General features: G+C 69.8%; 8 protein-coding genes, 1 other RNA gene and 1 riboswitch. Of the genes, 4 read left to right on the forward strand and 5 right to left on the reverse strand.

Annotated features, from left to right (window positions below; translation table 11 throughout):
- Positions 1–227: 227 nt before the first annotated feature.
- Positions 228–1,262: a sensor domain-containing diguanylate cyclase gene (locus tag AC1D01_RS15215; protein ID WP_477867604.1), complete on the forward strand. Its 1,035-nt coding sequence runs from the start codon at positions 228–230 to the stop codon at positions 1,260–1,262.
- A 9-nt stretch (positions 1,263–1,271) separates the two neighbouring features.
- Here AC1D01_RS15215 and AC1D01_RS15220 read toward each other — a convergent pair whose 3' ends face one another.
- The 5 genes from AC1D01_RS15220 to AC1D01_RS15240 form a co-directional block, all read right to left on the reverse strand.
- Positions 1,272–2,096, reverse strand: coding sequence for a sulfite exporter TauE/SafE family protein (locus tag AC1D01_RS15220; RefSeq protein ID WP_477867606.1), 825 nt, complete (start codon positions 2,094–2,096; stop codon positions 1,272–1,274).
- Positions 2,096–2,569, reverse strand: a complete 474-nt coding sequence (locus AC1D01_RS15225) for an EVE domain-containing protein (protein WP_477867608.1) — start codon at positions 2,567–2,569, stop codon at positions 2,096–2,098. The genes AC1D01_RS15220 and AC1D01_RS15225 overlap by 1 nt, the downstream gene beginning before the upstream one ends.
- 55 nt (positions 2,570–2,624) lie before the next feature.
- A non-coding RNA gene (gene ssrS, locus AC1D01_RS15230) (6S RNA) lies at positions 2,625–2,805 on the reverse strand.
- 40 nt (positions 2,806–2,845) lie between these two features.
- The gene (locus tag AC1D01_RS15235; protein ID WP_477867610.1) at positions 2,846–3,190 is read right to left on the reverse strand and encodes a cell division protein ZapA; all 345 of its coding nucleotides are present in this window, start codon (positions 3,188–3,190) and stop codon (positions 2,846–2,848) included.
- Entirely contained in the window at positions 3,187–3,417 is a 231-nt protein-coding gene (locus tag AC1D01_RS15240) for a cell division protein ZapB (protein WP_477867612.1), read from the reverse strand. Before AC1D01_RS15240 ends, AC1D01_RS15235 begins: the two co-directional genes overlap by 4 nt.
- Positions 3,418–3,470: 53 nt before the next feature.
- A riboswitch (cobalamin riboswitch) is annotated at positions 3,471–3,706 on the forward strand.
- A gap of 72 nt (positions 3,707–3,778) precedes the next feature.
- On the opposite strand from AC1D01_RS15240, the gene AC1D01_RS15245 reads away from it, so the two are divergent.
- The 3 genes from AC1D01_RS15245 to AC1D01_RS15255 form a co-directional block, all read left to right on the forward strand.
- Positions 3,779–5,755, forward strand: a complete 1,977-nt coding sequence (locus AC1D01_RS15245; RefSeq protein ID WP_477867614.1) for a TonB-dependent receptor — start codon at positions 3,779–3,781, stop codon at positions 5,753–5,755.
- Between the two features lie 9 nt (positions 5,756–5,764).
- A complete protein-coding gene (locus AC1D01_RS15250) occupies positions 5,765–6,328 on the forward strand; it encodes a bifunctional adenosylcobinamide kinase/adenosylcobinamide-phosphate guanylyltransferase (protein WP_477867616.1) in 564 nt (187 codons plus the stop codon).
- On the forward strand, positions 6,325–7,045 hold a 721-nt coding region (locus AC1D01_RS15255; protein ID WP_477867618.1), incomplete at its 3' end, for an ABC transporter substrate-binding protein. The genes AC1D01_RS15250 and AC1D01_RS15255, both read left to right, overlap by 4 nt.

Genomic DNA, 7,045 nt, shown 5'->3' on the forward strand with positions numbered 1-7,045 from the left:
CGCTGGGCGAGGCCAGCGAGGCGCTGCTGGGGCTGTTCGAGCAGCTGACCGGCCAATACGAGCGCAGCATGCAGGTTTTGATGGGGTAAAGCTTCTCGAAATCCCCCCATCTCGGGGGGGCGGTGCAACTTCGTGCCGCTATGATGAACAGAAGAGACATGGGAAGCGGCTGAACGGGGGTGAAGAGGACGCCCGGCCGCTTCAAAGCAGCACACCCGACCCATCGCATGACTGAAACCAAGCCCTTGGCCGTGCCCGCACGCGTGGACAACGCGCGCGCGCTCACCGCATCGCTCGGGCTTGCACCGCAGGCCCTGGGGGCGCTGGTGTTCACGCTGGCCGACCGGCTCGATGCCCCGCTCGCCGTCAAGGAGGCCGCCACCGGCCGCTACGTGTACGCCAACAGCCGCATGGATGCGCTGGTCGGCCGCACCGCCGACGGCCTCTCCGACGAAGACTGGCTCGAYCCGGCCCAGGCCGCGACGCTGCGCACCGCCGACCAGTCGGCGATGGTGCAGACGCTGCCGCAGGTCAGCGAGCACCGCATCGAGCGCAAGGGCGGGCGGCGCGAGTACAGCGTGACCCGGCAGGCACTGGCGTCGCAGGACGGCAGCGGGCCGCGCTACCTGTGCTGCCTCTGGCTCGACCAGACCACGCAGCGGCAGCACGAGACCCAGCTGCAGATCGCGCTGCAGCAGCTGGAGCAGCAGCAGCAGGCGAGCGAGGCCTTCCGCCGCGAGATGCAGGACCAGGGGTTGCGCGACACCATCACCGGCCTCTACCAGCGGGCGCACTTCGACGACCAGCTGCGCCGCGAGGTCGACCTGTCGTCGCGCGAGCACCGCGAATTCGCGCTGGTGTCGGTGGCGCTCGATCCGCTGAACGACGAGGTGAAGGCGCTCGGGCCGGAGGCGCGGCAACGCGTGCTCGAGGCGCTCGGGCGGCTGCTGCGCAGCAACACCCGGGCGATGGATGCCTCGTGCCGGCTCGAGGAAGACCTGTTCGCGGTGCTGCTGTCGGGCGTCGGCCTGGCGACGGCGCATGCGCGGATGGAAGGGCTGCGCCGCCAGTGCGCGACGCAGATCGTGATGCTGAACGGGCGCGACCTGGGCTTCACCGTGTCGATGGGCGTCGCGAGCTTCCCGCACACGGCCCACACGCAGGAAGAGCTGCTGCAGGCGGCCGATGCGGCGCTGGCCGAGGCGCGGCGGCGGGGTGGGAACCACGTGACGCTGGCGAGCATCCGCTTCGAGACGTCGTGAAGATCCGGGTCAGACCAGGCCCTTGATCCCCTTGTAGAGCATGTAGCTCGCCAGGCTGTACAGCAGTACGGCGAACACCCGCTTCAGCTTCGCGGTGTCGATCCGGTGGGCGGTGCGCGCGCCGAGCGGTGCCGTCGTCACGCTGGCCACCGCGATCACGACCAGCGCCGGCAGGTAGATGAAACCCAGCGTGCCCGGCGGCATGTCGTGCAGCGACCAGCCGGCGTAGACGTAGCCGACGGTCCCCATCAGCGCGATCGGGAAGCCCAGGGCGGCCGAGGTCGCCACCGCGGCGCGGATCGGCACGTTGCACCAGGTCATGAACGGCACCGAGACGAACGCGCCGCCGGCCCCCACCAGCGCCGACAGCACGCCGATCACGCTGCCCGCGCCGAACATGCCGGCACCCTGCGGCAGCTGGCGCGACGGCTTCGGCTTCTTGTCGAGGAACATCTGCGTGGCCGAGAAGCCGATGAACAGCGCGAACAGCAGCGCCAGCCAGTTGGCCGGCAGCGCCTTCGCGATCTGCGCGCCGAGCAGCGAACCGAGCACGATGCCGGGCGCGAGCAGCCTGACGATGTCCCAGCGCACGCCGCCGCGCTGGTGGTGGGCGCRCACCGACGAGATCGACGTGAAGCAGATCGTCGCCAGCGAGGTCGCGACCGCCATCTTCACGATGTAGGCCTCGGGGAAGCCCTTCAGCGTCAGCAGCAGCGTGATGAACGGCACCAGCGTCGCGCCACCGCCGACGCCGAGCAGCCCGGCCAGGAAGCCGGTGAAGGAGCCGAGGACGAGCAGTTCGAGGATGAGTTGCCAGCCGAGGTCGAAAGCCATCAGGGCTTCCGATCCAGCAGCGCGAGCACCTCGGCCCATTCCTGCGGCGACACCGGCGTGATCGACAGCCGGTTGCCGGGCTTCAGCACCACCATCGACGCGAGCGAGGGCGCCTCGCGCATCTCGCGCAGCGACAGCAGCCGCGTCTTGCGATCGAGCGCCACGTCGACATGCCACCAGCGCGGCTTCTCTGCCGTGGCCTTGGCGTCGAAGTACTTGCTCTTCGCGTCGAATTGCGTGGCGTCGAGGTAGGGCTCGCTCACCACGCGCGCCAGCCCGGCGACGCCCGGCTCCGGGCAGGACGAGTGATAGAACAGCACGCCGTCGCCGCTGCGCATCTGGTCGCGCATGAAGTTGCGGGCCTGGTAGTTGCGCACGCCGATCCAGGGCACGCGCTGCTTCGGCGCGGCAGCCAGGTCGTCGATCGAACACTCGTCGGGCTCGCTCTTCATGAGCCAGAACTGTTCGGTCATGCTCTGGTGTGGAAAGTGGCTGCGAAAGCTGGGGCGAGGACGCTGGAAAGAATAAGGTGTCCGTCACGCACCGTGAGCCGCATTCCTGAACCCAGGCAGTTCAGGTGGGCGAGGTCAGCCGGGCTTCGGGTTCATCTGACGCGAGACGATCACACCAACCGGGCGATGTTCCAAGCCCTTGCTCATAAGAGCATCGGTTCAAGGAAATATAAAACTCACGCGAACGCAACGGACTCGAAGAATTCTACGCGCGTCATCCGGCGCGAGTGTGTCTGTTCACAGCAATTGCCCGTCGGCGCCAAGGGCTTGGTCGACACGGTGGATCAAAGCGTCTATGTCGATGTCTTCGCTGCTCGACGACGCCGATGCCGATGTGGAAGCCGACGCCGGCACCGGAGCGGGCGACGACTTCGGCGCGGGGGGGCGCTCGGCCAGTGCGTATGCGAGGTTCAGTGCCGCCAGCACCGCGATCCGCTCGCGCGCCTTGACGCGGCCGCCGTCGCGGATCGCGCTCATCTCGCGGTCGACGTTGCCCACCGCTTCGAGCAGCGAGGACTCGCCGCCTTCCGGGCAGCCGAGGATGTAGCTCTGCCCCATGATCGTCACTTCGATCTGCTTCATTTGGTGCGCGCTCCGGAATCGGCACCGACGGCGGCCGGGTCGGCCGGCAGGCGCTCGAGCAGCGCATCGATGCGGCCACGCGCCGCGTTCAGCCGCGAGCGCAGGTTGTCGCGCTCATGCGTGACGGTCGCGAGTTGTTGTTCGAGCAGGGCGTTGGTGCGCTTCAGTTCATCGTGCCGCAGCAACAAGCGCTCGACGCGTTCGGCAAGTTCGTGGATCTTGGCCATGGCGCATCAAAGGTGGAGTGTGAACCGATTGTAGAGGGGGCGCCCGGGCCTGCTTACAATCGCGCCCGTTGGTGCCCGTGCCGGTGTTCACGCCGGCACAGTTAAACGGGAAGCAGAGGTTGCTCGACCGCACGGTCGCACGGCCCACCTGCGCTGCCCCCGCAACGGTAAGCGGACGAAGCCACGCGGCTTCAGCCCCTGCGCATGGCCACTGGAGCTGCTCGGCTCCGGGAAGGCCGCAGGTGACGGTTCCGCCAGCCCGGATACCGGCCAACAAGGCGGCGCCGCGTGCAAGCGCGATGCCATGGGTGCGCACCAGCGGGGAAGCTGGCGCGCACGGCTTCATCGATGGCAGTTCCTCATGATTTCTCGTTCCTCGCAGCTGCGCGCGCCCGTCGCGCCGAGCCTGCTCGCCGGCGCCTGCGCCGTCGCCTGTGCTTCCCTGTTCCCGCTGGCCGCCGCCCAGGCACAGACGGTCGCCGTCGCGGCCGATGGCAGCCGCGTCTTCGCACCGGTGATCGTCACCGCGACGCGCTTTCCGGAAGACGCCTCGAAGCTGCCGTTCGGCGTCAGCGTGATCACCTCGGCCGACATCCGCGAGGCCGGCGTCACGACGGTCAACGAGGCGATCATGAAGCTGCTGGGCGTGCCCGGCCGCCTCGATTTCTACGGCGGCGGCGACTACTCGCTCGACCTGCGCAACTTCGGCACCACCTCCGACAACAACCAGGCGGTGATCGTCGACGGCATCAAGATCAGCGAGGCCGACCTCGGCGGCACGCGGCTGGCCGGCATCCCGATCGATTCGGTCGAGCGCATCGAGGTGATCCGCGGCAGCGGCGCGGTGCTGTACGGTGAAGGCGCCACCGGCGGCGTGATCGTCATCACCACCAAGGCCGGCGCGGGCCTGCAGCGCAAGAGCGGCGCGCAGGTCTACGGCGCGATGGGCAGCCACGCGCTGCTCGACACGCGTGCCAGCGGCACGGTGGTGGCGGGCAAGTTCTCGCTCGATGTGGCCGGCAACCACCGAGAGACGGACAACCACCGCGACAACTTCCGCTCCGAGAACGAGGGTGCCTCGGCCACCGCACAGTGGCAGCTCGCCGACGGCGTGCGGGTCGGCGCCCGCAGCGGCTGGGACCGGCTCGAGACCGGCCTGCCGGGCTCGCTGACGGCCGCGCAATACGCCGACAACCCGCGCCAGACGAGCAAGCCGAACGACCATGGGGGCATCCGCAGCCGCAACTCGGGGCTGTTCGGCTCCGCGGTGCTGGGCGACTGGCAGCTCGGCCTGGACGCCGGCTGGCGCGACAAGCACCTGGAGAGCCGCGGCAGCTCGAGCTACGGCTACGACATCAACGCGAAGAACTACGCGCTGCGGGCGCGCAACGAGATGGCGCTGGCCGGCGGCCGCAATGCGCTGAGCTTCGGCATCGACCAGGCCGACTGGACGCGCGACACGGTCTTCGGCTCGTCCGCCGACCAGACCTCGCGGGCGTTCTATGCGAAGGACGACTACACCTTCGCGTCGGGCACGCGGGTCAGTGTCGGCGGGCGCAGCGAGCACATCGAGAAGAGCAGCACCGACACGACGACCGGCATCGACGACACGATGCACGCCTGGGAGCTGGGCCTGCTGCAGCCGCTGTCGGCCGCGACCTCGGTGTATGGCCGGATCGGCAGCAGCTACCGGCTGGCGAACGCGGACGAGTACAGCTTCACCGCCGGCGAACTGCGCCCGCAGACCTCGCGCGACATCGAGCTCGGCCTGCGCTGGCAGGCCGGCGGTACGCGCGCCGAAGTGCGCGCCTACCGCAGCAAGCTGACCGACGAGATCGGCTATGACCCGAATGCCGTGGGTCCGTTCGGCCCCGGCGCCAACATCAACTTCGACCCGACACGCCGCCAGGGCGTCGAGGCCGAGCTGTCGCAGGCGCTGGGCAGCACGGCCAACGTGCGTGTCGTCGCCGCGCGGCGCCAGGCTCGCTTCACGGCCGGCGGCTACGACGGCAAGGACGTGCCGCTGACCGCGAAGACCACGCTCGCGCTGCGCGGCGACTGGGCGTTCGCCGAGGGGCACCGGGTCGACGCCGGCGTGAACTACGTGTCGTCGCAGACGCCGGATTTCGCGAACGCCTGCACGATGCCGGCCCACACCACGCTGGACCTGCGCTACGCGTACCAGTGGCAGATGCTGGAGTTCGCGCTCGGCGTGACCAACGTGACCGACAGGAAGTACTACACGCTGGCCTTCCGCTGCGACGCGAGCGGCCAGACCAGCTCGATCTACCCGGAAGACGGCCGGGCTTTCACCGGCTCCGTCCGGATCCAGTTCTGATCGAGCGCGATGGCGAGCCATGAACTGATCCTCGGCGGCCAGCGCAGCGGCAAGTCGCGCTGCGCCGAGTCGCGTGCGCTCGCCTGGCTCGCGACGCCGGGGCATGAGGCGGCGCTGCTGGCCACCGCGCTGCCCGGCGACGGCGAGATGCGCGAGCGCATCGCGCAGCACCGCCGCGACCGCGCCGAGCGCGTGCCGGCGATGGTCACGCACGAGGTGCCGCGCGATCTTGCGCTCGGCATCGCGCAATACGCGCACCCGCAGCGGCTGCTGGTGATCGACTGCCTGACGCTGTGGGCGACGAACTGGCTGATGCCGATGGAACCGCTGGAGCAGCCGCACGAGCGCTGGCAGGCCGCGTCGCAGGCGATGCTGAACGCCTTGGCGGCAGCTCCCGGCCCGGTGGTGCTGGTGTCGAACGAGATCGGCCTGGGCCTGTCGCCGATGACGCGCGAGGCGCGACACTTCGTCGACGAACTGGGGCGGCTGCACCAGGCGGTCGCCGCGCACTGCGCGCGCGTGACGCTGATGGTGGCCGGGCTGGAGCTGGCCGTGAAGGCGGAGACACGATGACGATGCGCACCCTCCTGAGGCAGGTGCTGGCGATGGCGCTGCTGGCCGCGACCGGCCTGTGCGCCACCGCGACCCCGCTCACGCTGAAGGACGACCGCGGCCGCACGCTGACCTTGCCCGCACCGCCGCAGCGCGTGATCAGCCTGCTGCCCTCGCTGACCGAGAGCGTCTGCGCGCTCGGCGGCTGCGCGCGGCTGGTCGGCACCGATCGCTACTCCAACTCGCCGGCCGAGGTGCTGGCGCTGCCCAAGCTGGGCGGCATCGACGACGCCCAGGTCGAGCGCATCGTCGCGCTGAAGCCCGACGTGGTGCTGGCCGCCACCTCGGCGCGCATCATCGAGCGGCTCGAACAGCTCGGCGTCCGCGTCGTCGTCGTCGAATCGAAGACGCATGCCGACGTGCAGCGCAGCCTCGCGACGATCGCGCAGCTGCTCGGCACGCCGGAGCGCGCCGCGCCGGTGTGGGCGCGCATCCAGCGCGAGATGGCCGAGGCCGCGGCGCGCGTGCCGGCGCGGGTGCGCGGGCAGCGAGTGTATTTCGAGGTCGATGCGTCGCCGTACGCGGCGGGCAGCAGCTCGTTCATCGGCGAGACGCTGACGCGGCTCGGCCTCGGCAACATCGTGACGCCCGAGCTCGGGCCGTTCCCGAAGCTGAACCCGGAGTACGTGCTGAAGGCGCAGCCCGACATCCTGATCGGTGCGCAGCGCAACGTCGGCG

The organism is Rhizobacter sp. P3_B12, assembly GCF_056402895.1.

What these genes read in the sequence shown, in the direction of transcription:
- AC1D01_RS15250 (WP_477867616.1), top strand. Translation starts at nt 5,765, where the DNA reads ATGGCGAGCCATGAACTGATCCTCGGCGGCCAGCGCAGCGGCAAGTCG.
- AC1D01_RS15235 (WP_477867610.1), bottom strand. Translation starts at nt 3,190, where the DNA reads ATGAAGCAGATCGAAGTGACGATCATGGGGCAGAGCTACATCCTCGGC.
- AC1D01_RS15240 (WP_477867612.1), bottom strand. Translation starts at nt 3,417, where the DNA reads ATGGCCAAGATCCACGAACTTGCCGAACGCGTCGAGCGCTTGTTGCTG.
- AC1D01_RS15245 (WP_477867614.1), top strand. Translation starts at nt 3,779, where the DNA reads ATGATTTCTCGTTCCTCGCAGCTGCGCGCGCCCGTCGCGCCGAGCCTG.
- AC1D01_RS15225 (WP_477867608.1), bottom strand. Translation starts at nt 2,569, where the DNA reads ATGACCGAACAGTTCTGGCTCATGAAGAGCGAGCCCGACGAGTGTTCG.